This is a genomic window from Salicola sp. AFF1, assembly GCF_056783195.1.
The window spans coordinates 1-1,108 of sequence record NZ_JBXAYL010000101.1; the positions used below are offsets into that span (position 1 = coordinate 1).

At 68.1% G+C, this 1,108-nt stretch carries 1 pseudogene; it reads left to right on the top strand.

Features of this window, described 5'->3' with window-relative positions:
- Positions 1 to 1,108: pseudogene (locus AC1RQI_RS16885) on the top strand (hypothetical protein); the annotation flags it as partial.

A 1,108-nucleotide genomic window follows, 5' to 3' on the forward strand; every position in this document is an offset into this window, starting at 1 on the left:
TGGATGTGCAGTGGCAAGCCCGGGATCGAGTCCGCGCCGGAGCCCGCCCCCGAAGCGGCTAATGAAAAAAGCGCGCCCGACCCCACCCCCGCTTTAGCCGCAGGTTCTTCAGCCGCCGACCCCTGCGATGGCGAGGCGCAGGCGCCACGGGCCGAGTCGGGCACGGAGGCCCCTTCCCCGATTGCCCCCGCGCCGGAGGCCGAGCCCGAAGCTGAGATCCGCGACCATGAAATCCTCCTGACCCTGGGCCCGCGCCAGGTCCGGGTCCGGGGCCTTGAGGGCAACCTCAGCTATCAACAGCTCAAGGTCAACCTGCTGATCCGCCAGGACGAGCGCTTCCACGTGGACACCTTCGATCTGTACGCCGCGCGCTCGCGCCAGCACTACATCCGCGAGGCGGCGCGCGAGCTCGGCGCCAGCGAGGCCAGCCTCAAGGCCGATCTGGGCCGGGTGCTTCTGAAACTCGAAGCGCTGCAGGACGCCCACATCCAGGCCACGCTGAACCCGCCCGAGCGCCAGCCGGCGATGAGCGACGACGAACTCCACGAGGCCCGCGCGCTGTTGCAGGACCCGGCGCTTCTGGATCGCATCCTGGACGACTTCCACGCCGCCGGCGTGGTGGGCGAGGACACCAACAAGCTCATGGGCTACCTGGCCGCCTGTTCGCGCAAGCTGGACCGGCCCCTGGCGGTGATGATGCAAAGCACCAGCGCCGCCGGCAAGTCCTCGCTGATGGACTCGGTGCTGGCGTTCATGCCCGACGAAGAGCGGGTCCAGTACAGCGCGATGACCGGCCAGGCGCTGTACTATCTCGGCGAGCAGGATCTGCGGCACAAGATCCTGGCCATTGCCGAGGAAGAGGGGGCACAGAACACCAGCTACGCGTTGAAGCTGTTGCAGTCGGAAGGCGAGGTGAGCATCGCCAGCACCGGCAAGAACGCCACCACCGGCAACCTGGAGACCCAGGAGTACCGCGTGGAAGGCCCGGTGATGCTGTTCTCCACCACCACCGCCATCGACATCGACGAAGAGCTGATGAACCGCTGCCTGGTGCTGTCCGTGGACGAGTCCCGCGCCCAGACCCGGGCCATCCACGCCGCCCAGCGCC